Annotated in this window: 22 protein-coding genes; 10 read left to right on the top strand and 12 right to left on the bottom strand. The window is 73.5% G+C overall.

Translation table 11 applies throughout. From position 1 onward, the window contains the following. Positions 1–14: 14 nt before the first annotated feature. Genes nirD through ACIBK9_RS36995 form a run of 5 tightly spaced genes read right to left on the bottom strand, consistent with a single transcriptional unit; the run spans position 15 to position 7,473 of the window. On the bottom strand, positions 15–335 hold the full coding sequence (nirD, locus tag ACIBK9_RS37015) for a nitrite reductase small subunit NirD (protein ID WP_397163379.1): 321 nt from the start codon (positions 333–335) through the stop codon (positions 15–17). Next, on the bottom strand, positions 332–2,761 hold the full coding sequence (nirB, locus tag ACIBK9_RS37010) for a nitrite reductase large subunit NirB (RefSeq protein WP_397163378.1): 2,430 nt from the start codon (positions 2,759–2,761) through the stop codon (positions 332–334). Before nirB ends, nirD begins: the two co-directional genes overlap by 4 nt. Then, positions 2,758–4,152 carry an FAD-dependent oxidoreductase gene (locus ACIBK9_RS37005; protein WP_397163376.1) on the bottom strand — a complete coding sequence of 465 codons (1,395 nt, stop codon included), beginning with the start codon at positions 4,150–4,152 and terminating at the stop codon, positions 2,758–2,760. Before ACIBK9_RS37005 ends, nirB begins: the two co-directional genes overlap by 4 nt. Then, complete coding sequence (locus ACIBK9_RS37000; RefSeq protein ID WP_397163375.1) at positions 4,149–6,161, bottom strand: molybdopterin oxidoreductase family protein; 2,013 nt, start codon at positions 6,159–6,161, stop codon at positions 4,149–4,151. The genes ACIBK9_RS37005 and ACIBK9_RS37000 overlap by 4 nt, the downstream gene beginning before the upstream one ends. A 1-nt stretch (position 6,162) precedes the next feature. Then, positions 6,163–7,473, bottom strand: a complete 1,311-nt coding sequence (locus tag ACIBK9_RS36995) for an MFS transporter (protein WP_397163374.1) — start codon at positions 7,471–7,473, stop codon at positions 6,163–6,165. A 213-nt stretch (positions 7,474–7,686) separates the two neighbouring features. Here ACIBK9_RS36995 and ACIBK9_RS36990 point away from each other — a divergent pair, with 213 nt between their 5' ends. Next, positions 7,687–7,977 (top strand): hypothetical protein, encoded by a 291-nt coding sequence (locus tag ACIBK9_RS36990; protein ID WP_397163372.1) that lies wholly within the window; start codon positions 7,687–7,689, stop codon positions 7,975–7,977. 64 nt (positions 7,978–8,041) lie between these two features. Here ACIBK9_RS36990 and ACIBK9_RS36985 read toward each other — a convergent pair whose 3' ends face one another. After that, positions 8,042–8,509: a GNAT family N-acetyltransferase gene (locus ACIBK9_RS36985; RefSeq protein WP_397163370.1), complete on the bottom strand. Its 468-nt coding sequence runs from the start codon at positions 8,507–8,509 to the stop codon at positions 8,042–8,044. 123 nt (positions 8,510–8,632) lie between these two features. Between ACIBK9_RS36985 and ACIBK9_RS36980 the strand changes: the two genes are divergently transcribed. The 3 genes from ACIBK9_RS36980 to ACIBK9_RS36970 all read left to right on the top strand — a co-directional run bounded on the left by ACIBK9_RS36980 (position 8,633) and on the right by ACIBK9_RS36970 (position 12,013). Further along, entirely contained in the window at positions 8,633–10,555 is a 1,923-nt protein-coding gene (locus ACIBK9_RS36980) for a hypothetical protein (protein WP_397163368.1), read from the top strand. An 85-nt stretch (positions 10,556–10,640) separates the two neighbouring features. Beyond that, positions 10,641–11,618: an aldo/keto reductase gene (locus tag ACIBK9_RS36975; RefSeq protein ID WP_397163367.1), complete on the top strand. Its 978-nt coding sequence runs from the start codon at positions 10,641–10,643 to the stop codon at positions 11,616–11,618. Between the two features lie 89 nt (positions 11,619–11,707). After that, entirely contained in the window at positions 11,708–12,013 is a 306-nt protein-coding gene (locus ACIBK9_RS36970; RefSeq protein ID WP_397163365.1) for a hypothetical protein, read from the top strand. A gap of 181 nt (positions 12,014–12,194) precedes the next feature. On the opposite strand, the gene ACIBK9_RS36965 is transcribed toward ACIBK9_RS36970, so the two are convergent. After that, positions 12,195–12,398, bottom strand: coding sequence for a PLDc N-terminal domain-containing protein (locus tag ACIBK9_RS36965; protein ID WP_397163363.1), 204 nt, complete (start codon positions 12,396–12,398; stop codon positions 12,195–12,197). A 216-nt stretch (positions 12,399–12,614) separates the two neighbouring features. Next, positions 12,615–13,310, bottom strand: a complete 696-nt coding sequence (locus ACIBK9_RS36960) for a GntR family transcriptional regulator (RefSeq protein ID WP_358284400.1) — start codon at positions 13,308–13,310, stop codon at positions 12,615–12,617. A gap of 117 nt (positions 13,311–13,427) precedes the next feature. Between ACIBK9_RS36960 and ACIBK9_RS36955 the strand changes: the two genes are divergently transcribed. Together ACIBK9_RS36955 and ACIBK9_RS36950 are read left to right on the top strand one after the other, a co-directional pair. Beyond that, positions 13,428–14,312 (top strand): N-acetylmannosamine-6-phosphate 2-epimerase, encoded by an 885-nt coding sequence (locus tag ACIBK9_RS36955; protein ID WP_397163360.1) that lies wholly within the window; start codon positions 13,428–13,430, stop codon positions 14,310–14,312. 257 nt (positions 14,313–14,569) lie between these two features. Next, positions 14,570–15,646, top strand: a complete 1,077-nt coding sequence (locus tag ACIBK9_RS36950; protein WP_397163358.1) for an ROK family protein — start codon at positions 14,570–14,572, stop codon at positions 15,644–15,646. Positions 15,647–15,677: 31 nt separating this feature from the next. On the opposite strand, the gene ACIBK9_RS36945 is transcribed toward ACIBK9_RS36950, so the two are convergent. Continuing rightward, complete coding sequence (locus ACIBK9_RS36945; RefSeq protein WP_397163538.1) at positions 15,678–16,607, bottom strand: ankyrin repeat domain-containing protein; 930 nt, start codon at positions 16,605–16,607, stop codon at positions 15,678–15,680. 340 nt (positions 16,608–16,947) lie between these two features. On the opposite strand from ACIBK9_RS36945, the gene ACIBK9_RS36940 reads away from it, so the two are divergent. Beyond that, on the top strand, positions 16,948–17,631 hold the full coding sequence (locus ACIBK9_RS36940) for a thermonuclease family protein (RefSeq protein WP_397163356.1): 684 nt from the start codon (positions 16,948–16,950) through the stop codon (positions 17,629–17,631). Between the two features lie 81 nt (positions 17,632–17,712). Here ACIBK9_RS36940 and ACIBK9_RS36935 read toward each other — a convergent pair whose 3' ends face one another. Next, positions 17,713–17,943: a hypothetical protein gene (locus ACIBK9_RS36935; protein WP_397163355.1), complete on the bottom strand. Its 231-nt coding sequence runs from the start codon at positions 17,941–17,943 to the stop codon at positions 17,713–17,715. A gap of 152 nt (positions 17,944–18,095) precedes the next feature. On the opposite strand from ACIBK9_RS36935, the gene ACIBK9_RS36930 reads away from it, so the two are divergent. Genes ACIBK9_RS36930 through ACIBK9_RS36920 form a run of 3 tightly spaced genes read left to right on the top strand, consistent with a single transcriptional unit; the run spans position 18,096 to position 19,927 of the window. Next, complete coding sequence (locus ACIBK9_RS36930) at positions 18,096–18,476, top strand: ArsR/SmtB family transcription factor (RefSeq protein WP_397163353.1); 381 nt, start codon at positions 18,096–18,098, stop codon at positions 18,474–18,476. Further along, complete coding sequence (locus ACIBK9_RS36925) at positions 18,473–19,165, top strand: cation transporter (protein WP_397163352.1); 693 nt, start codon at positions 18,473–18,475, stop codon at positions 19,163–19,165. Before ACIBK9_RS36930 ends, ACIBK9_RS36925 begins: the two co-directional genes overlap by 4 nt. A gap of 33 nt (positions 19,166–19,198) precedes the next feature. Further along, entirely contained in the window at positions 19,199–19,927 is a 729-nt protein-coding gene (locus ACIBK9_RS36920; protein ID WP_397163350.1) for a TSUP family transporter, read from the top strand. Between the two features lie 81 nt (positions 19,928–20,008). On the opposite strand, the gene ACIBK9_RS36915 is transcribed toward ACIBK9_RS36920, so the two are convergent. Both ACIBK9_RS36915 and ACIBK9_RS36910 read right to left on the bottom strand, forming a co-directional pair. Further along, on the bottom strand, positions 20,009–21,145 hold the full coding sequence (locus ACIBK9_RS36915; RefSeq protein ID WP_397163348.1) for an RNA polymerase sigma factor: 1,137 nt from the start codon (positions 21,143–21,145) through the stop codon (positions 20,009–20,011). A gap of 80 nt (positions 21,146–21,225) precedes the next feature. After that, on the bottom strand, positions 21,226–21,633 hold the full coding sequence (locus tag ACIBK9_RS36910) for a YciI family protein (protein ID WP_397163346.1): 408 nt from the start codon (positions 21,631–21,633) through the stop codon (positions 21,226–21,228). Between the last annotated feature and the right edge of the window lie 341 nt (positions 21,634–21,974).

The raw sequence follows: 21,974 nt of genomic DNA, 5'->3' as shown, positions 1-21,974 counted from the left end.
CCTGGCCTGATCGGCTAAACGCTGACCTCCACCCGTCCGGCCGCCACCCGCACGGCGTAGACGGGCACCTGGACGGCCGCCTCGTCCAGGCACGCGCCCGACACCAGCGAGAAGACCTGCTTGTGCAGCGGCGAGGCCACGGTGGGCTCGCCCCGCCTGGTGCCGACGATGCCGCGGGAGAGCACGTACGCGCCGCTGAACGGGTCGAGGTTGTCCAGGGCGTGCACGTGCCCCTCGTAGGTGCGGAACAGCGCCACCTGCCGGTCGCCGACCAGCGCGCAGACGCCGCGCTCCGGCGGCAGGGCGGCGTACTCGCAGACCGGGGTCCAGCTCATCGGGCCATCACCGGCCTGATCTGGCCGCGCTCGGAGGCGAACACGATCGACGGGTCGGGCACGCCGGGGGCGTTGACGAAGCTGACGAACCTGCCCAGCTTCTCCGGGTCGTCCAGGGTCGCCGCCCACTCGTCGGCGTAGGTGGCGACGTGCTGTTCCATCTGGGCGTCGAGGTCGGCGCAGATGCCGAGCGAGTCTTCCATGATCACCTTCCGGAGATGGTCGAGGCCGCCGTCCAGCGACTCCAGCCAGGCGGCGGTGCGCTGCAGCCGGTCGGCGGTGCGGACGTAGAACATCAGGAACCGGTCGACGGTCCTGATCAGGTCGCCGGTGCTCAGGTCGGTGGCCAGCAGGTCGGCGTGGCGGGGCCGGAAGCCGCCGTTGCCGCCGACGTACAGGTTCCAGCCCTGCTCGGTGGCGATGACGCCGAAGTCCTTCGACCTGGCCTCGGCGCACTCACGGGCGCAGCCGGACACGGCCGACTTGAGCTTGTGCGGCGAGCGCAGGCCGCGGTAGCGCAGCTCCAGGGCGATGGCCAGGCCGACGGAGTCCTGGACGCCGTAGCGGCACCAGGTGGAGCCCACGCACGACTTCACCGTGCGCAGCGCCTTGCCGTAGGCGTGGCCGGACTCGAAGCCGGCGTCCACCAGGCGTCGCCAGATCTCCGGGAGCTGCTCGACCCGGGCGCCGAACAGGTCGATGCGCTGGCCGCCGGTGATCTTGGTGTAGAGCCCGAAGTCGCGGGCGACCTCGCCGATCACGATGAGCTTGTCCGGCGTGATCTCGCCGCCCGGGATGCGCGGGACGACCGAGTACGTGCCGTTCTTCTGGATGTTGGCGAGGAAGGCGTCGTTGGTGTCCTGCAACGCGGCCCGCTCGCCGTCGAGCACGTGCCCGTTGTGCAGCGAGGCCAGGATCGAGGCCACCGCGGGCTTGCAGACGTCGCAGCCGCGCCCCTGCCCGTGCTCGGCGATGAGCCGGGAGAACGTCGTGATCTTCCGCACCCGGACGATGTCGAACAGCTCGGCCCGCGAGTACGCGAAGTGCTCGCACAGGGACCTGCCGACCTCGACCCCCGACTCCTCCAGGAGCTGCCGGAGCATCGGCACGCAGCTCCCGCACGTGGTGCCGGCCCGCGTGCACGCCTTGAGGCCGGGCACGTCGGTCACGCCCAGCTCGGCGACGGCGTGCCGGACGTCCCCCGCGCACACGTTGTTGCAGGAGCAGACCTGCGCGTCGCCGGGCAGGTCGAGCGGCGCCCCGGAGCCGCTGAACAGCAGGTCGGAGGGCGGCGCGGGCAACGGCTTGCCGACGAACGGCCGCAGCGCCGCGTACGGCCCGGCGTCCCCCACGCAGATGCCGCCGAGCAGCGTGCGGGCGTCGTCGCTGATGAACAGCTTCTTGTAGATCCCGGCGACCGGGTCCATGTAGGTGACGTCGAGGGCGCCGTCCATCGCGCCGAACTGGGCGACCTCGACGCCGAGCAGCTTCAGCCTCGTGGAGGTGTCCCCGCCCGCGAACGAGGACGTCCCGCCCATGATCCGGTCGGCGGCCACCTCGGCCATCGTGTTGCACGGCCCGACCAGGCCGTGGACCGTGCCGCCGGCCAGCGCGCACTCGCCGATCGCGTAGACCGACGGGTCGGAGGTGCGCATGCCGTCGTCGACCACGACGCCGCCCCGCTCCCCCACCTCCAGCCCGCACGCCCTGGCCAGCTCGTCGCGCGGCCTGACGCCCGCCGAGAACACCACGACCTGGCCCTCGATCAGCGTGCCGGACGGCGTGCGCACCCCGGCGACCCGGCCGTCCGGCCCGGTGACGACCTCCTGGACGCCCGACCCGGCGTGCACGCCGAGCCCGAGGGCCTCGATGTGGCCCTTGAGCACCGCGCCGCCGCCCTCGTCCACCTGGCGGGGCATCAGCCAGGGGCTCATCTCGACGATGTGCGCCCTCAGGCCGAGCGCCCGCAGCGCGTCGGCCGCCTCCAGGCCGAGCAGGCCGCCGCCGACCACGACGCCTTCGTCCGCGTGCCGGGCGGCCGCCCGGATGGCGTCCAGGTCGTCGATCGTGCGGTAGACGTGGGCGTGCTCGCGTCCTGGCACCGGCGGCACGAACGGCGCCGACCCGGTGGCCAGCACGAGCAGGTCGTACGGCTCGGCGGCCCCGCCCTCGACGGTCACCGTCCGCGCCGCCCGGTCGACGGCGACGGCCCGGCTGCCCAGCCGCGTCACGGTCCCGGCGGGCATCGGGTAGGTGAGGTCGGCCAGGGTGGCCCCCGACAGGTACGAGGTCAGCGCCACCCGGTCGTAGGCCGGGCGCGGCTCCTCCCCGATGACGGTGATCCGCCCGTCGAAGCCCCGGCTCGCCAGGGTCTCCACGAAGCGGTGCGCGGCCGGGCCGTACCCGACGACGACGATCCTCCTCATACCGGCACTCCTTCCTGATCGCACAACCAGCCGACGATGCCCTCCACGGCGTCGCGGCAGGTGCCGCAGCCGGTGGTGGCCCTGGTGGCGGCGGCCACCCCGGCCACGTCGCGGGCGCCGGCCTCCCAGCACGCCCGGATCTGTCCCTTGGTCACGTTGTTGCACCGGCAGACCTCGGCCGCGTCCGGCATCAGCACCGGGCTGCCCGCGACCGGCGCCGGCGACAGGCCCGGGAACAGCAGGCCGGCGCGGTCGCCCGGCACCGGTCCGCCGCGGTCGAAGAGCTGGGTGAGCGTGCCGACGGCGTCGCTCTCGCCCAGCAGGATCGCGCCCACCAGCCGCCCGTCGCGGATGACGAGCTTGTGGTAGGTGCCGCGGGCGCGGTGGCTGAAGCGCACCACCTCGGCGTGCTCCTCGCCGAGCTGCGTCTCGCCCATGGCGGCCAGCTCGACGCTCCTGGCCTTGAGCCTGGTGACCAGCCGGGAGCCGCGGTAGCGGGCCTTGCCGCCGGTGATCACCTCGGCCGCCACGGCGGCCTGCTCCCAGGCGGGGGCGACCAGGCCGTACACCGTGCCGTCGTGCTCGGCGCACTCGCCGACGGCGAAGATCGACGGGTCGCCGGTGCGCAGCTCGTCGTCCACGACGACGCCGCGCCGCACCTCCAGCCCCGCCGCGGCGGCGAGCCCGGTGACCGGGCGCACCCCGCAGGCCAGGACGACCAGGTCGGCCTCGACCAGCTCGCCGCCGGCCAGGCGGACGCCGTCCGGCTCGACCGCGGCCGCGCTGACGCCGGTGCGGGCCGCCACGCCGAGCCCGGCCAGGGTCTCGCCGAGCACCTGGCCCGCCTCGGCGTCGAGCTGGCGTTCCATCAGGTGCCCGGCCAGGTGCAGCAGCGTGACCGGCAGGCCGCGCCCGGCCAGGCCGCGGGCGGCCTCGATGCCGAGCAGCCCGCCGCCGACGACGGCCGCGCGGCGCGCCCGTCCGGCGGCCCGCACGATCCGCTCGCAGTCCGCCAGCGTCCGGAACGGTACGGCCCGCCCGACGCCGGGCAGCGGCGGCACGACCGCCTGGCTGCCGGTGGCCAGGACCAGCAGGTCGTACGGCTCGCGCCGCCCGTCCGCGGTCACCACGTGCCTGGCGTCCCGGTCGATGCGGGCGACCTCGGCGCCGGGCACGGCCTCGACGCCGTGCGCGGCGTACCAGGAGGGGTCCACCAGGCGCACCTGGTCGGGACGCGCGCTCCCGGCCAGCACGTCCGACAGCAGCACCCGGTTGTACGGCGGGCCCGCCTCGGCCCCGAACACGGTCACCCGCATCCGCGGGTCGCGCGCCCGCACCTCGCTGACCAGGCGTGACCCGGCCATCCCGTTCCCCACGACGACGAGCCTCATGAGTCCCTCTCCACCCTGACCGCGCAGACCTTGAACTCCGGCATGCCGGACACCGGGTCGAGCGCCGGGTTGGTGAGCCGGTTGGCGCCCTCCCAGTGGAAGGGCATGAACACGGTGTCGCGCCTGATGGCGTCGCTGATCCTGGCCACCGCCCTGCTGCGGCCCCTGCGGCTGCTGACCCGCACCAGGTCGCCCGCGGCGACGCCGAGCTGCGCGGCCAGGTCGGGATGCAGCTCCACGAACGGCTCGGGGGCGGCCCGCACCAGCGACGCGATCCGGCGGGTCTGGGCGCCGCTCTGGTAGTGGGCCAGGACGCGGCCGGTGCTCAGGTACACCGGGTAGTCCGCGTCGGGCTCCTCGGCGGCGGGCCGGTGCTCGACCGGGACGAACCGGGCGCGGCCGTCCGGGTGGGCGAAGCGGTCCAGGAACGGCCGGGGCGTGCCGGGGTGGTCCTGCGACGGGCAGGGCCAGAAGACGCCGGTCTCGGCGGCGATGCGCTCGTAGCTGATGCCGGAGTAGTCCGCGACGCCGCCCGCCGCGGCCCGGCGCAGCTCGTCGAAGACGGCGGCCGGCTCGGTGTCGAAGCGGTGGCCGAGGCGGGCGGCCAGCCCGGCGATGACGTCCAGGTCGCTCCGGACGCCCTCCGGCGGCGCGACGGCCCGGCGGCGGAGCAGGACGCGGCCCTCCAGGTTGGTCATCGTGCCGCTCTCCTCGGCCCACTGGGTGACCGGGAGCACCACGTCGGCCATGGCCGCGGTCTCCGAGCGCACCACGTCGGCCACGACCAGCAGGTCCAGCCCGGCGATCCGGCCGCCGACGTGCCCGGACGCGGGCGCCGACACCACCGGGTTGGACCCGAACAGCAGCAGCGCCCGCGGCCCCCGCGAGGTGCCGAGCGCGTCCAGCAGCTCGTACGCCGTCCGCCCCGGCCCCGGCAGGTCCTCGGCCCGCACGCCCCACACCCCTGCCACGTGCGCGCGGGCCGCCGGGTCGTCGATCCTGCGGTAGCCGGGGAGCTGGTCGGCCTTCTGGCCGTGCTCCCTGCCGCCCTGGCCGTTGCCCTGGCCGGTCAGGCAGCCGTAGCCGGAGCCGTACCGGCCGGGCAGGCCGAGCGCCAGGGCCAGGTTGATGAACGCGGTGACGGTGTCGGTGCCCTTGGCGTGCTGCTCGGCGCCGCGCCCGGTCAGCACGTACGCGTTCCCTGCGGCGGCCAGCGCGCGGACGGCCTGCCGCATCCGGTGCACCGGCACCCCGGTGACGCGCTCGACGCGTTCGGGCCACCAGGCGGCCAGCGAGGTGCGCACGTCGTCGAAGCCGGTGGTCCTGGCGGCCACGTAATCCGCGTCCACGAGGTCGTCGGCGATCGCCAGGTGCAGCAGCCCGAGGGCGAGCGCCAGGTCGGTGCCGGGCGTGGGCTGCAGGTGCAGCCAGGCGAGCCGGGCCGTCGGGGTGCGGCGCGGATCGACGACGATCAGCCGCGGCCCCGACAGGTGCCGGACGAACGGCGGCATGGTCTCGGCCACGTTCGCGCCGGCCAGCAGCACGACGTCGGCGCCGGCCAGGTCGGTGACCGGGAACGGCAGGCCCCGGTCCATGCCGAAGGCCCGGAGGGAGGCGGCGGCGGCCGAGGACATGCAGAAGCGGCCGTTGTAGTCGATCTGGCTGGTGCCGAGCGCGACCCTGGCGAACTTGCCGAGCTGGTAGGCCTTCTCGTTGGTCAGCCCGCCGCCGCCGAACACGGCCACGGCGTCGGGGCCGTGTTCGGCGCGGATCGCGCGCAGCCGGGCGGCGACGTGGTCGAGGGCGGTCTCCCACTCCACCGGCTCGCCGTGCAGGAGCGGCGTGGTCAGGCGCTCGCCGTTGGTGAGCAGCTCGGCCGCCGTCCAGCCCTTCTGGCACAGCGCGCCGGGGGCGTTGGCCGGGACGTCGGCCCTGGGAGTGATCTCCAGTGCCGGGCCGATCTCCATGCCGCACTGGAGGGCGCAGTAGGGGCAGTGTGTCTTCGTCATGTCAGACCCGGGCGTGGGCGAGGCTGGCGACGACCGTGACGCCGACGGTGCGCGTGTAGCACCACCAGGTCAGCGCCAGGCAGCCGGCGTAGAAGACGGCGAAGGCCAGGAAGGCCGGCGCCGGGTTGCCGGCCGCGGCGAACGCCATGCCGAAGGCCCGGTTGACGAGGAACCCGCCGAGCGCGCCGACCGCCGAGATGACGCCGATCGCCGCCGCGGCCTGACGGCGGCCGTGCAGCAGGGCCTCCGGGCACGCGCCGCGCTCGGCGACCGCCTTGGCGTGGAAGATCGCCGGGATCATCCGGTACGTCGAGCCGTTGCCGATGCCCGCGGCAAGGAAGAGCAGCTGGAAGGCCAGGAAGAACAGCCAGAAGCCGCCCGCGACGCCGGCCGCCCAGGCCAGCAGCACCCCGGCGCCCATGGCCGCGAAGTTCCACTGCGTCACCCGCGCGCCGCCCAGCCGGTCGGCCAGCCAGCCGCCCACCGGCCTGACCAGCGAGCCGAGCAGCGGCCCGGCGAAGGCGACCGCCGCGTACGGCGCCTGCGGGAACAGGCTCTTGCTGAGCAGCGGGAACGCCGTCGAATAGCCGATGAACGACCCGAACGTGCCGACGTACAGGACCGACATGATCCACGTCTGCGCCCGTCCGGCCACCGCGAGCTGCTCGCGCGGCTCGGCCCTGGCGCCGGCCAGGTTGTCCATGAAGAACCACGCGCAGGCCGCGGCCACCACGATGAACGGGATCCAGAACCAGCCGGCGGCGGCCGTCCCGAGCGAGCCGATCACCAACGGCACGACGAGCTGCACCGAGCTGACCCCGACGTTGCCGCCCGCCGCGTTCAGCCCGAGCGCCAGCCCCTGCCTGTCGCGCGGGTAGAAGTAGGTGATGTTGGCCATGCTGGAGGCGAAGTTCCCGCCGCCCACCCCGGCCAGCGCCGCGATCACCAGGAACAGCCAGTACGGCGTGCCGGGATCGTTCACCGCCACCCCGAGCAGCACAGCCGGGACCAGCAGCAGCGCCGCGCCGGCCACGGTGAAGTCGCGCCCGCCGAAGCGGCCCGGCCCGAACGTGTAGGGCACCCGCAGCACGGCCCCGATCAGGTTCGGCAGCGCGACCAGCCAGAAGAGCTGGTCGGTGGAGAAGTCGTAGGCCCCCATCCTGGTGGCCACGACGCTCCACAGGGTCCAGACGGTGAACCCGAGATGCTCGGCCACGATGGAGAAGACCAGGTTGCGCCGGGCGACGTGCCTGCCGGTCCGCTGCCAGAAGGCCGGGTCGTCGGGGTGCCACTCGGTGATCCAGCGCGCCATCGATCTCTCCTCCGCTCGGCGTCGGGAGCACCACGGTAGGAGTGCCGCGTTACGCGTTCCGGCAGCCGGCGGAGGTACGGCGGTTACGGGTGATTCACCGCGGTAACAACGCGCGCACAACCGTCACCGGCGAAACACGCCGGTAATGATCGGAGTTCTGGCTGGTTACGTGGTCTTCCCCGGGGTAACAGCACTCATGGCAAGGGGGGAATAATGATCAAAAAGCTGCACCAGATGGGCATCAAGTCAGGCCACATGTACGCCGCGGGGCTGGCGTCCATCGGCCTGTCCTTCTGTTCCTGGATGATCTCCAAGAACAAGGAGGGCGCGGGCCTCGACCGGGCCGACCGGTGGGGGATCTTCATCGGCGAGTGGGCGCCCACGTTCTTCGCGATCGGCGTCGCGCTGCGGATCGAGGAGACCCATAAGGACCTCGAAGAGCACGGCACCGAGATGTTCGACAGCACGCAGGGCCAGCGGTCCCGCTCGCACGTCGGAGTGTGACCAGGAGGCCGCGCAGGTCACGCCGGGGGGCCGGCCTGCGCGGCACACCTCTTCGCCGGCGTCCTCAGCGGGACAGCCGCTCCAGCGGCTCGTCGGTCAGCCGGTACTTCAGCCACTCGTCCTGCCGCACGGCGCCGAGCTTGTCGTAGAAGGCGATGGACGGCTCGTTCCAGTCGAGCACCGACCACTCCAGGCGCTGGTAGCCGCGTTCGGCGCAGATCCTCGCCAGTTCCGCCATCAGCGCGCGGCCGTGGCCGCCGCCCCGGTGCTCGGGGCGCACGTACAGGTCCTCCATGTAGATGCCGTGCACGCCGCGCCAGGTGGAGTAGGTCAGGAACCAGATCGTGCAGCCGACGGGCTCGCCGTCCTGCTCGGCGATGTGCGCGAACACGGCGGGCCGCTCGCCGAAGAGCGAGGTCCGCAGCATCTCCTCGGTCACGCGCACCTCGTGCGCGGCGTTCTCGTACGTGGCCAGCTCAAGGATCATGCGCACGATGGCGGGGACGTCTGCTGGGGTGGCGGGGCGAATCATGCGCACAGGGTAGCCAGCGCATTTGGTTGAACCGTCCACCGCCCCCGTACGTCGTTACGGCAGAACGGTATTCGGGGGACCGTCTGGAAGCTCAGCCCGGATGACCGAATGGGGACGGAAACCGTGGGCGTTTTAGAGGAGCTGGGGGTTCGCCTGCCCCCGTATCCGGACATCAGGCTCGCGCTCGTGCTCGGTGAGCGCGCTTTGTACGTGAACGGGGATCTGCAGACCGCCAGACGCTGGTTCGACTCGGCCTACCGGCAGGCCGAGGCGTGCGGCGACGTGCCCGCCCTGGCCAGGGCGGCGCTCGGCCTGGGCGGGGTGTGGGTGCAGGAGCACCGCACCTGCGCGGAGTCGGAGATGGTGCGCGCGCGTCAGCGGCACGCGTTGTCGCTGATCGATCCGCACTCGTCGCTGGCGCTGCGACTGCGGATCAGGATGACCGGGGAGGAGGACTACAGCGCGGGCGGGCACGGGGAGATCCTCCGGCTCGTCGCGCGGGCCAGGAGCGCGGGCGATCCGGCGGCGCTGGCCGAGGCGCTGAGCCTGGCCCACCACTGCCTGCTCGGGCCGGAGCACGGGCCGGCCCGCTTGGAGCTGGCCAGGGAGCTGATCGGCCAGGCGGCGGTCACCCGGCGCAGGGGCGACCTGCTGATGGGCCTGCTGTGGCGGACGGTCGACCTCTACCTGGCGGCCGACCCGCACGCCGGACGCTGCCTGGAGGAGCTGGGGGGCCTGCTGGCCGAGCACGACCACCTGGCCGTCGGGTTCGTGACCGACGTGATCAGGGTGATGCTGGCCATCCGGGCGGGCCGGTTCGAGCAGGCGGAGAAGATGGCCGGCGACTGCTTCGAGCGCGGCGTCCAGGCCGGCGACATGGACGCCACCGGCTGGTACGGCGGCCAGATCGCCGCCATCCGCTGGTACCAGGGCCGCATCGCCGAGCTGCTGCCGACGGTGGCCGACCTGGTCAGCTCGCCCACGCTCAGCCCGGTCGACAACTCCTACCTGGCGGGCCTCGCGCTGGCCGCGGCCACCTCGGGCGACCGCAGGGCGGCGGCCGGTCACCTGGCCCGGCTGCGCGGCCGGGACCTGGCCGACCTGCCGAGGTCGAGCACGTGGCTGTTCTCGATGTACTGCGTCGTCGAGACCGCCCACCTGCTCCAGGACGCCGGCGCCGCCGCCGAGGCGTACGCGCTGCTGCTGCCGTTCGCGGCTCTGCCGGTGGTGGCCAGCTTGGGCGTGCTCTGCCTGGGCTCGGTGCAGCACAGCCTGGGCATGGCCGCGCTCACAACCGGCGACGTGGACCGCGCCGCCGGGCACCTGGCGGAGGCCGTCCGGGCCAGTCTCGCGCTCGGCCACTGGCCCGCCGCGACGCTGTCGCGCTGGCGGCTCGGCCAGACGCTCGCGCTGCGCGACGGGCCGCACGACAAGGCGGCGCGGGCCGCCCAGAACGCCGCCGCGCAGGAGGCCAGGGAGCTCGGCATGGTGCTGCCCGCCGTGGTCGGCAGGGCGGGCGCGGCGCACGGGGCGTTCCTGCTGCGCAGGCACGGACGGCACTGGCAGGTCGAGCACGGCGGGCGGCTGGTGGTCGTCGAGCACAGCGTCGGCATGCAGCACCTGGCGACCCTGATCGCCAACCCGGGGCGCGAGATCCTGGCCGCCGACCTGGCCGCAGGCGCGCCGGCGCAGGACAGCGAGCCGGCCTCGGCGCAGCCGGTGCTGGACGACCTGGCCAGGGAGACCTACCGGCAGCGGCTGACCCAGTTGCAGGCCGACATCGACGAGCTGGAGGCGATGAACGACCTCGAACGGGCCGCCGCGCTGCGCCTGGAGCGCGAGTGGCTGGTGGCCGAGCTGTCGGCGGCGACCGGGATCGGCGGGCGGGCGCGGCCGTTCACCGGCACGGAGGAACGCGCGCGGATCGCGGTGGGCAAGGCGATCCGGCGGGCGATCTCCCGCGTCTCGTCGGCCGACCAGGCGCTGGGGGACGAGCTGCGGGCCACCGTGCACACGGGCGTGCGGTGCAGCTACCGGCCCCGATGACGGCGGTACGGCCGTGCCCCCGCGGCGCGCCCGTACCTTTCGTCCGGGACACTGGTCGCAGGAACCAGACGAACGGACAAACAGCATGGAACACCGCACACTCGGACGTACGGGACGCCAGGTCGGCGTCGTGGGCCTCGGCGCCTGGCAGCTCGGCGCCGACTGGGGCGAGGTCAGCGAGGACGAGGCGTTCGCCACCCTGGAGGCGGCCGTGGCGGCAGGCGTCACGTTCGTCGACACCGCCGACGTCTACGGCGACGGCCGCAGCGAGCAGATCGTCGGCCGCTTCGCCAAGGCGCATCCCGGGCTCACCGTGGCCACCAAGATGGGCCGCCGGATGGCGCAGGTGCCGGCCAACTACGTGATGGACAACTTCCGCGCCTGGAACGAGCGCTCCCGGCACAACCTCGGCATGGACACCCTCGACCTGGTCCAGCTCCACTGCCCGCCCACCCCGGTGTACTCCTCCGACGCGGTCTTCGACGCCCTGGACACGCTGGTCGCCGAGCAGAAGATCGCGGCGTACGGCGTCAGCGTGGAGACCTGCGAGGAGGCGCTGACCGCCATCGCCAGGCCCGGCGTGGCGACCGTGCAGATCATCCTCAACGCGTTCCGGCTCAAGCCGCTGGAGCGGGTGCTGCCCGCCGCCCGCGCGGCCGGGGTGGGCGTCATCGCCCGCGTCCCGCTGGCCAGCGGCCTGCTGTCGGGCCGCTACGACGAGCACACCGTGTTCGCCCCCGACGACCATCGCACCTACAACCGGCACGGCGAGTCGTTCGACGTCGGCGAGACCTTCTCCGGCGTGGAGTTCGCCACCGGCCTGGAGGCGGTGCGGCGGCTGGCCGGGCTGGTGCCCGAGGGGGCGTCCATGGCCCAGTTCGCGCTGCGCTGGATCCTCGACCAGCCCGGCGTCTCGGTCGTCATCCCCGGCGCGCGCAACCCCGGCCAGGCACGGTCCAACGCGGCCGCTGCCGACCTGGAGCCGCTTCCGGAGGAGACGCTGGAGGCCGTGCGGGCCGTCTACGACGAGCTGATCCGGCCGCAGGTTCACGACCGGTGGTGAACCGTTGACGGTACGGCCTTCCGGGCTCTAATGTTTAGGAAACTTTCCTAAGCAATTCTCGCCGCGCGCACACCTTCGAGGAGCCCCGCATGAACGCGAGAAGACGGACCGCCGGCTGCGCCGTCCTGGCCACGGCCCTGGTCCTGCTGGGCGCCCCGGCCGCCTCCGCCGCGCCCACCGGCTGCACGTACCAGCTCAACCAGGCCGAACGCTGGGCCACCAGCTACTGCCCGAGCGGCACCGGCGAGCACCGCATCCACGTGATCCAGCGCCACTTCCTGCCCGAGGTCGGCCTGATCCCGATCGAGGGCCCGTGGGTGCCGGCCGGACAGACCTCCTACACCGGGATCACCCCGCACACCACGGTGAGCGTCTGGGTGGACACCCGCGGATGAACACCAACGGATACGGCGGCTTCTGTCCGCACGCGACCATGAACCCCAACGGCTACGGCGGCTTCACCACCCGCTGACGCGCGGCCTCACCCCCTGCTTACGCGCGGCTTCCCCCGCGTACGCGCGGCTTCACCGCCCGGCGGCACGGGAGCTTCGACGCCCGCGTCAGGGGTGGCTCGCTTCAGCGCCTGCGGCCCCTTCGCCTGCCGTACGCCAGGTAGGCGATGGGTCCGAACGGCTGCACGAAGATGCCCAGCCACCAGACGCCCTTCCAGCCGTGGATCTCCCGCTGCGGCCGGCGCCACAGATCCACGGCGGCGGCCCCGGTGAGCACCAGCTCCGCCGAACCGAGCCCGAGCAGCACCGCCCGCCGCCGGCTCGACATGTCACTCCATCGCACGGCCGAACACCCCGATCGACCTCTCTGACGCATGGTCGAGCACTCCGATCGACCTCTCCATCGCATGGCCGAACACTCGGATCGACCTCTCTGTCGCATGGGGCCGAGCGCCCCGAACGACCTCTTTGAGGACAATCCCGTCCTTCCGTCGTCTACCCCACCCGTCGCCTCCCGGCAAGCCCCCTTCGCCCCGGCAGGCCCTCACCGCCGGATCGCGATCTCATAGGAGTAGCGGTCGCCCCGGTAGATCGACTTGGCCGCCTCGACCGCCCGTCCCCGCTGGTCGTAGGCCACCCGTTCGACCAGCAACGCCGGCGCCAGCGGCGCCGCCTCCAGCAGCTCCGCCTCCTCCGGCTCCAGCACCGTGGCCCTGATCGACTGCTCGGCCCGCTCCAGCCTGATCCGGTACGCCCCCGCCAGCACCTCGTACAGCGACCCGCCGAGCGGCCGGTCGAGCAGTCCGGGCACGAACGCGGCCGGCACATGGGCACGCTCCAGGCACATCGGCGAACCGTTGGCCGTACGGACCCGGCACAGCCGCACGACCGCGTCCGCCGGGCTGATGCCGAGCGCCTGCCCTACCCGCGCCCCGGCGGGCACCTCGGCCGCCTCCAGCAATCGCGACCCCGGCTCCAGCCCCCGCCCCCGCATGTCCTCGCTGAACGACGTCAGCTCGATCGTCTTGGCGATGCTCCGGTGCGCGACGAACGTCCCCGCCCCCTGGACGCGGTAGACCCTCTGGTCCGTCTCCAGTCGGTCGACCGCCCGCCGCACGGTCAGCCTGCTCACCCCGAACTCCTCGGCGAGGTCGCGCTCGGCGGGCAGCCGTTCGCCCGGCTTCAGCTCGGTCTCGATGAGCGTGAGCAGATGGTCTGTGAGCCGGCCGATCTTCGTCACGGGTGGTCGTCCTCGGTCAGGGGGTGCTCTTGACGCTCCGATCGTAATTGGGCTATACCAATCGGGCAAGTGAGGCGGGCACTTCTGCCTCTATGCCGGAAGATTGGGCTGTACCAAATGGATGTGGTGACCGCGATCGAAGGCGGCCTGGTCGTGAGCTGCCAGGCCCCCGAGGGCCACCCCCTGCGCGACCCGCGCACCATCGCGCTCCTCGCCCGCTGCGCCGAACTCGGCGGCGCGGCCGGACTGCGCGTGAACGGCCCCGAGGACGTCCGCGCGGTGAAGGCCGTCACCGGCCTGCCCCTGATCGGCCTGGCCAAGGTCCCCCGCCCCCACTCTCGCCCCCTGATCACCCCCACCTTCGCCCTGTGCGAATCCCTGGTGCGAGCCGGCGCCGACATGGTGGCCCTGGAGGTCACGGCTGAGGCCGAACCGGAGGCGGGCGATCTGCCGTCCCTGGTCGAACGGGTATGGAAGGAGCTGGGCGTGCCCGTCATGGCCGACGTCTCGACAGCGGAAGAGGGACTGCTGGCCTGGAACCGAGGCGCAGCCCTGATCTCCACCACCCTCGCCGGCTACACCCCCTACACCGTCCCCGCCCCGCCCGCCGACCCCACCCTCCACGGCGCCCACGCCCTCGCGGGCGCCCCCTCCGCCCTCGACAGTGCCCTCGCCCTCGCGGGCGACCCCGCCGTCACCTGGAGTTCCACCACCACTGATCCCGCCGTGCCTCTGAGGGCCGCCGCCGCTGACTTCACCTCCCGCCCTGGGACCGGGGCCGCCCCTCGGCCGGGGCTCCCCCATGAGCCCGACCTCGACCTGGTCGGAGAACTCGCCGCCCTCGGGGTCCGTACGGTCGCCGAGGGCCGGCTCCGCACCGACGCCCACGTGGCGGAGGCGTTCGCCCGCGGCGCCTGGTCGGTCGTGATCGGCGCCGCCATCACCGACCCCCTCGCCCTCACCCGCCACCTCACCGCGGCCACCCCCAGGGCGAGCCGGTGACCCCCACCCCACCCCACGCCCACCCTCACCACACCGGCGCCCCCATGCCCCCCTCACAACGCCGCCCAGCCGCCACCCGCACCGCCTCGCCGAACAGCACCACGCAAGTCCGTCCAACCGAACACCCCCATCCGAACAGCACCGCACAGCTCCCCACAGACAGCACCCCAGCCGAACGTCCCCGCCCGAACAGCGCCGTGAGACCCCTCCCAGACAGCACCCCGGCGGTACACACCCAGCTGAACAGCACCCCCACCGTGCGACGCCCCGCCACCAGCACCCCCACCGTGCGACACCGCACGAACTCCATCCCCGCCGTGCTCGGCATCGACATCGGCGGCACCAAGACCGCCGCCGCCCTGATCCCGGCCTCGGCCACCGGGGGCGAGACGGAGATCCACCTCCCCGCCCGCGTCCCCACACCCGCCGAAGGTGGCGCCGCAGCGGTGCTGGCCGCCGCGCTGGAGCTGGCCGAAGACCGCCTCACGCAGGCACGCGCCGCCGGAATGGACGTCATCGCCTCCGGAGTCGGCAGCGCCGGGACGATCGACGGCAACGGCGTGGTCACGCACGCCACCGACGCCCTGCCAGGCTGGCGGGGCACCGACCTGGCGACCGCCTTCACCCAACGGCTCGGCCTGCCCGTCACCGTGCTCAACGACGTCCACGCCTGGGCGCTCGGCGAGGCTCGGCACGGCGCGGCCCGGGACAGCCGCCTGGCCCTGGTCCTCACGATCGGCACCGGCGTCGGCGGCGCCCTCGTGCGGGACGGCGAACTCCTGCGTGGCCGCAACGGCATGGCGGGCTCCCTCGGCCACACCCCGGTCGTCCTGCCCCCGAACGCCGACGCCGACCGCCCGTGCCCCTGCGGCGCGACGGGCCACCTGGAGGCGTACGCGTCAGGCCCGGCGATCCTGTCGGCCTACCACGCCCGCGGCGGCACCGCCCCCGCCCTCAATTCCTTCCCCCCAGCCCGGCACAACACCGAGCCCCCCGCCCTACGACACCCGGCCGACACCCCCGACCCGCGGAACCCCCTAGGGGCCACCGGACAGCAGGCTGGGCCGGAAACCGCCGACCCCTTGGCCCGCGAGGTGATCCACGAGGCCGCCGTCATCCTCGGCCGTTCGATCGCCTCCGCCGCCACCCTCCTGGACCCGGACGTGATCGTCCTGGGCGGCGGCGTCACCGGCCTCGGCGAGCTCCTGACCGTCCCCCTGTTCGAGACGATCCGCCGGTACGCGCCCCGCGGCCTGGACTCCGTCCCCGTCCGGCTCTCGACCCTGGGCGCACACGGAGCCGTGCTGGGCGCGGCCTCGGCCGCCATGCCCTGACTCCGGAGCAGCACCTACCGGCCGACCGGCGTCAGCCGCGAGGCGGGAGGTGCAGCCAGATGTCGGGCGGCCCCAGGACGGGCCGGGCGTCGGTGAGCCGCAGCCCCGTGTACGCGCAGCAGTACGCCACCCCCTCCCCCTGGTAGAGGAAGGCGTTCAGCACCTCGTCCGCCGAGCTGTCCGGCGACACCCAGCCGCCGCCCGGATACGCGTCCCACTCCTCGACGACACCGTCCCGCGAGCTGTAGCCCTGGTTGCCGCCCTTCGGATCGGCGTACATCGCGTAACAGACGGTCCCGGCCGAGAGGCGGTTGATGACGTCGGCGCTGGTCACCTCGGAACCCCGGCGCCGGCTGATCACGCATCCGCCCGGCACGTCGGTGGCTCCCACCAGGCCGTTCCGCTCGCCCGGGTACGGCTCGTCGAGGACCCCGTCGATCCCGGCTCCCTCGGCCACCGTCGCCCCGAGCCGCCGCGCGGCCTCCGCCGCGGTGACGCCCGCGACGCACACCAGCCCCAGCCCGTCGTACTCGAAGTCGCCCAGGGCCTCGATCAGCCGCTCGGCCTCCACGACGGCGGCGTTCTCCGCCTCCGAGAGCGTGGGCTTGTCGCGCGGGAAGGGGAAGAACAGGCCCGGGTTGGGACCGGCCAGGCTGAGCCGCCCGGGCGACCAGCCGCCCGTCATCGGCCGCCACGGATCGGCCCCGGCGGCGACCAGGGCGAGCGCGTTGTCCCTCTGGTGGGCGAACACGGCCCGCCAGAGGGCGCTGTGCCCTTCGTACGCGGCATCGACGTCGCCGACCCGGCGGGCCAGCTCGGCGACCACCTCGGGCGAGCCGTACTCAGCCGCGAGGTGGAGGGGCGGCCCCTCGTGCCACAGGTCGGCATGCGGATCGGCGCCGGAGTCGAGGCGGGCACGGATCTCGCTCAGATCGGACCAGTCATCCCAGCTCAAGCCCACCCATCCGGCTTCCTTGGTGACAACCACGACACTCCCCCAGAGGCAGGCAGCTTATCGAACACCAGTACGAGCATATCGCGGCTCCGGCGCCGGACCGTCCCTGACGACCCGCCCGGCCCCGCACGCGCAACCGTCCGCGCGGGGCAGGCCGGAGAGGGCCGCACAAGCCTCTGACCTTGGACGTCGGCCACCCCGAGGGGGCCGGCGATCAGTCAAACCCTAAGCGCAGCGTCGCCGCACCTCGACCAGGAGTGACATAACCGTGCCCTTCCGGCGGTACACCCCTGTCTCCGTCGGCGCGTCTCCTCACGTCCGGACCATCCGTCCCTGGAGTCACGCCATGCCTACGAACGCGAGCACGGCCAGGATCGTCACCGCCACGGCCGCTCTACTGCCCCTCACCCTCGCCCTGAGCACGCCGGCCGACGCGGCCGCCGTCCCCAGGGGCACGGTCGCGGCCCGGGTCGTCAAGATCGTGGACGGCGACACCGTCGACGTCGTGCGCGGCACCACGAAGATCCGCGTGCAGCTGCTCGGCGTGGACACCCCCGAGCGCGGGCGGTGCTGGTCCAGGGCTGCCACCGCCCGTACGGCGGCACTCCTGCCACCCGGGACGACGGCCCACCTGCTCACCGCCAGGACGCCGGGCGTCCCGCCCTCGCACGTGTGGAACGCCAAGGGCGTGCACGTCAACCGCAACCTGATCCGCTACGGCTACGGCAAGGCCGTCCCGTTCAAGCCGGACGACGGATACAAGAGCCTCTTCCGCGCGGAGCAGGCGAAGGCCAAGGCGGAGAAGTTGCGGATCTGGTCCGGCAGGTGCGACACGTCCACCTCCACGCCGACCCCGTCCCCGACTCCGACCCCGTCCCCCACGCCGCCCCCGCCCGCCGGCACGGACCCGCGCTTCCGCACCTGCGCCGAGGCGAACGCCGCCGGCTACGGCCCGTACCGCCGCGGCATCGACCCCGAGTACGCCTGGTACCAGGACCGCGACGGCGACGGCGTCGTCTGCGAACGCTGACCCGCGCGAGCCCGCCGAACGTCCCGCCTGAACGTCCCGGCCGACCGGCCGGGACACAAGCCGGTTGGCAGAAGCGCCGGGTCAGCGAGCGGAACGCGCCAGGATCGCCGCCTCGACCCGCAGGCCGACCCCGACCAGCGCGACGACGAGCAGGAACGCCAGCCAGGGCAGCGGCGGGCTCGACCACCGCAGCAACATGAAGGCAGCCGAGGCCAGCCCCGCCGCGACGCCGGTCGTCCCGAGCACTCGAAGGATCACGACGGTCTCGCGCTCGTCGGCGGCGGGGCGGCCCCGCGACCCTGGTGCACTCACGAAAGCGAGCCTCCCAGATCCCACCCCGCCCCGAAAGACCCGACAGAAGTCCGACGAACACGTCCAGACAGACACCGGAAGGCGAGAGACCGACCTCCAGGCGGACACCACCACCCTCGCCATAGATGCCAAATCCGGGCTAACATCGCCACATGGCGATTGATTCTGAAGGTGGCCGTTGTGTCAGTGCGGACATCGCCGCCGGCATCTCCCCCGCGGCCGCGCTGTTCCACTCCCTGGCCGACGAGACCCGGCTGCGCATCGTCCAGCGCCTGGCCCGCGGCGAGGCCCGCGTGGTCGACCTGACCACCCAGCTCGGCCTGGCCCAGTCCACGGTGTCCAAGCATCTGGCCTGTCTGCGCGACTGCGGCCTGATCGACTATCGCGCCGAGGGCCGCCAGTCGTTCTACTCCCTGACCCGGCCCGAGCTGATGGACCTGCTCGCCTCCGCCGAACAACTGCTGGCCGCCGCCGGCCACGCCGTGACGCTGCGTCCCGGCCCCGTGGAGGTCACGCAGGAGCCGGTGTCGTGACCGCCGCGCACCTCACCACCCCGGCGCGCCGGACGGCCCTGCGGCGCCGCATCCGCCTGCTGGTCGCGGCCACCATCACCTACAACGTGATCGAGGCGGTGGTGGCCATCACCGCCGGCACCCTCGCCTCCTCCGCCGCGCTGGTCGGGTTCGGGCTGGACTCGGTGGTGGAGGTCGCCTCGGCCGCCGCGGTGGCCTGGCAGTTCTCCGCGGCCGACCATGAAAGGCGGGAGAGGACGGCGCTGCGCGTCATCGCGATCTCCTTCTTCGCGCTGGCCGCCTACGTCACCCTCGACGCCGTCCGTACGCTGCTGGGGGTGGGCGAGGCCGAGCATTCGACGCCCGGCCTGATCCTGGCCGCGTCGTCGCTGGTGGTCATGCCGTTCCTGTCCCATGCGCAGCGCCGCGCCGGACGCGAGCTCGGCTCCGCCTCCGCGGTGGCCGACTCCAAGCAGACCCTGCTGTGCACCTACCTGTCCGGCGTGCTGCTGGTGGGACTGGCGCTCAACAGCCTGTTCGGCTGGTCCTGGGCGGACCCGGTCGCCGCGCTGGTGATCGCGGCGGTCGCGGTCAAGGAAGGCCGCGAAGCCTGGCGCGGCGACGCCTGCTGCGCCGTCCCGGCCGGCCTTGAGGAGCAGGCGGACGGACGTGCCCCCGGCTGCTCCTGCTGCTCCGCTCCCGGAGAATGACAGGCCGCGCATCCCTGGGGAGAGGTGAAGAGCGTGAACACCGTCCTGGTCGTGGTCGTCATGGTGGTGGCGACGTTCGCCACGGCGACGCTGTCGGCGGTGGCCGGGTTCGGCGGCGGGGTGCTGCTGCTGCCGGTGTTCGTCGCGGTCCTGGGCACCCGGGACGCCGTCGCGGTGCTGACCGTCGCGCAGCTCGCCGGCAACGGCAGCCGGGTGTGGTTCAACCGGGACGAGGTCGACCGCCGTCTGGTGGGCGTCTTCGCGGCCGGGGCGGTTCCCGCCGCCGCGGCCGGCGCGCTGGTGTTCGCCGCCGCCCCGCTGGCCGCGCTGACCCGGGTCATCGGGGTGTTCCTGCTGGTCATGGTGGCCTGGCGACGCAGGCGGCCGCATGGCGTCCGGCTGGACGACGCGGCGTTCGCGGCCGTCGGAGCCGTGTCCGGGTTCGGCTCGGCGCTGGTCGGCTCCATGGGGCCGATGGTCGCGCCGTTCTTCCTGGCCCGTGGCCTGCTGCGGGGCGCCTACATCGGCACGGAGGCCGCGGCGGCGGTGGTGATGCACCTGACCAAGCTGGTCGTCTTCGGCGCGGCCGCCGTGCTCACCACGTCCGGCGTCGCCACCGGGCTGGCGCTGGCGCCGGCGAGCGCGGCCGGGGCCTGGGCGGGCAAGAAGATCGTCGACCGGCTGCCCAGCGGCGCATTCGTGGTGGTGGTCGAGATGGGGCTGGTCGCGTCGGGGCTGGTGCTCGTCGTCACCGGAGGCTGATGATCCGGCCGCCCGAAGCCGGACGACGTCAGGCCCGGACCTTCACGCCCCGCGCAGCCGGACGACGTCAGCCCCGAACCTTCACGCCCCGCCCAGCCGGACCGCCTGGCGGGTGAGGTGGTCGCGTTCGGGGAGGGTGGGGGCCGATCGGGCGGCCTCGGCGTAGAGCCGGGCCGCGGTGGCCGGGTCGCCGGCGCGTTCGTGCAGGTAGGCCGCGACGGCGGCGTGGCGGGGCAGGTCCGGGTCGAGCTCGGCCAGGGCGGCCAGACCGGCCCGCGGGCCGTCGGCCTCGCCGACGGCGACGGCCCGGTTGAGGCGGGCCACCGGGCTGCCGGTGAGGCGCACCAGCTCGTCGTACCACTCGACGATCTGCGGCCAGTCGGTCTCCCCGGCCGTCGGGGCGTCGGCGTGCAGCGCGGCGATGGCGGCCTGGGCCTGGAACTCGCCCAGCCGGTCGCGGGCGAGGGCCGCCTGGAGCACGTCGACGCCCTCGGCGATCAGACGGGTGTCCCACAGGCCGCGGTCCTGCTCGGCGAGGGGCACGAGGCTCCCGTCGGGAGCGGTGCGTGCCGGTCGCCGGGCGTGGTGCAGCAGCATGAGCGCGAGCAGGCCCGCGACCTCCTCGTGCCTGATCTTCGCCGCGAGCAGCCGGGTGAGCCGGATCGCCTCGGCGGCGAGGTCGACGTCACCGGAGTAGCCCTCGTTGAAGACCAGGTACAGCACGCGCAGCACGGTGGCGACGTCGCCGGGCTGGTTGAACCGCACGCCGGAGACGGTGCGCTTGGCCCGGCTGATCCGCTGGGCCATGGTCGCCTCCGGCACCAGGTACGCCTGCGCGATCTGGCGCGTGGTCAGCCCACCGACCGCGCGCAGCGTGAGCGCGACGGCCGAGGCCGGCGTCAGGGACGGGTGCGCGCACAGGAAGTACAGCTGGAGCGTGTCGTCCACCGCCTCCCCGGGGGCCGGCGGGGGCTCGCTGTCGACGCGGGTCTCGCGGTGCCGCCGGGAGGCGTCGGCGCGGGCGGCGTCGAGGAACTTGCGCCAGGCCACGGTGACCAGCCAGGCCTTGGGGTCGCGGGGCGGGTCGTCCGGCCATACGCGCACGGCCTCGGTCAGGGCGTCCTGGACGGCGTCCTCGGCCGCCGCGAAGTCCGCGCCGCGCCGGACGACGATGCCGATCACGGCGGGCACCAGCTCCCGCAGCAGCGACTCGTTCACCGGGCCACCAGGTGCGGCCTGGTCAGGAAACGACTCGTTCACCGGGCCACCAGGTGCGTCCCGGTCAGGAAACGACTCGTTCACCGGGCCACCAGGTGCGTCCCGGTCAGGAAGGGCCGCACCTCCAGCCACTCGTGGATCGGCTCGCCACCCGCGCCGGGGGCCGCGGACAGCTCGCCGGCCAGCTGCAGCGCCCGTTCGTAGCTCGCGACGTCGATCACCATCCAGCCGGCGATCAGGTCCTTGGTCTCGGCGAACGGCCCGTCGGTGACCGGCGGCCGCCCCTCGCCGTCGTAGCGGACGAACGTGCCCTCGGGCGAGAGCCCCTGACTGTCGACGAACTCACCGCTCTCCTGCAGCCGGGCGGCGAAGTCCCGCATGTACTGGACGTGGGCCGCGACCTCCTCCGGCGTCCACTGGCCCATCGGCACGTCGTTGACCGCCGCCGGCGCGCCCCGGTAGTGCTTGAGCAGCAGGTATTTGGCCATCAGGTTCTCCTTCGAACTGTCCGGCCCAGTCTGGCCGGGTTCCGCCCTGGGACAAAACCCGGTTTGACGTTGACGTTGTGGCGCGGGAAGAGGGTCTGACATGGTCTGAAGGAGTCGAACGGAGAGCCTTCCACCTGCCTCATCGTCACTGCCGGTCTCGTGATGTCGGTCTTCGTCGGCGGGCTTCGGCTCCCTCCCCTGGCTCCCGAACCGCTGTCCGTTGCCCGTCCCCAGCATGTCCGAGGACCTGAACGAGCTGGCGATTCGTCCGCCACCGCTCTGCGGCCGATTCGTTGACTGGAGCATGCAAAGGGCAGCCATGATGCGAGCGCCTCAGAACT

Source organism: Nonomuraea sp. NPDC050227, assembly GCF_044459705.1.
Taxonomy (GTDB): domain Bacteria; phylum Actinomycetota; class Actinomycetes; order Streptosporangiales; family Streptosporangiaceae; genus Nonomuraea.
Note: the sequence above shows the minus strand (reverse complement) of the source record. Positions and strands in the feature narration are given on the sequence as shown.

Coding starts and splice junctions, on each gene's coding strand:
- nirD (WP_397163379.1), bottom strand. CDS start 335: ATGAGCTGGACCCCGGTCTGCGAGTACGCCGCCCTGCCGCCGGAGCGC.
- nirB (WP_397163378.1), bottom strand. CDS start 2,761: ATGAGGAGGATCGTCGTCGTCGGGTACGGCCCGGCCGCGCACCGCTTC.
- ACIBK9_RS37005 (WP_397163376.1), bottom strand. CDS start 4,152: ATGAGGCTCGTCGTCGTGGGGAACGGGATGGCCGGGTCACGCCTGGTC.
- ACIBK9_RS37000 (WP_397163375.1), bottom strand. CDS start 6,161: ATGACGAAGACACACTGCCCCTACTGCGCCCTCCAGTGCGGCATGGAG.
- ACIBK9_RS36995 (WP_397163374.1), bottom strand. CDS start 7,473: ATGGCGCGCTGGATCACCGAGTGGCACCCCGACGACCCGGCCTTCTGG.
- ACIBK9_RS36990 (WP_397163372.1), top strand. CDS start 7,687: ATGATCAAAAAGCTGCACCAGATGGGCATCAAGTCAGGCCACATGTAC.
- ACIBK9_RS36985 (WP_397163370.1), bottom strand. CDS start 8,509: ATGATTCGCCCCGCCACCCCAGCAGACGTCCCCGCCATCGTGCGCATG.
- ACIBK9_RS36975 (WP_397163367.1), top strand. CDS start 10,641: ATGGAACACCGCACACTCGGACGTACGGGACGCCAGGTCGGCGTCGTG.
- ACIBK9_RS36970 (WP_397163365.1), top strand. CDS start 11,708: ATGAACGCGAGAAGACGGACCGCCGGCTGCGCCGTCCTGGCCACGGCC.
- ACIBK9_RS36965 (WP_397163363.1), bottom strand. CDS start 12,398: ATGTCGAGCCGGCGGCGGGCGGTGCTGCTCGGGCTCGGTTCGGCGGAG.
- ACIBK9_RS36955 (WP_397163360.1), top strand. CDS start 13,428: ATGGATGTGGTGACCGCGATCGAAGGCGGCCTGGTCGTGAGCTGCCAG.
- ACIBK9_RS36940 (WP_397163356.1), top strand. CDS start 16,948: ATGCCTACGAACGCGAGCACGGCCAGGATCGTCACCGCCACGGCCGCT.
- ACIBK9_RS36930 (WP_397163353.1), top strand. CDS start 18,096: ATGGCGATTGATTCTGAAGGTGGCCGTTGTGTCAGTGCGGACATCGCC.
- ACIBK9_RS36910 (WP_397163346.1), bottom strand. CDS start 21,633: ATGGCCAAATACCTGCTGCTCAAGCACTACCGGGGCGCGCCGGCGGCG.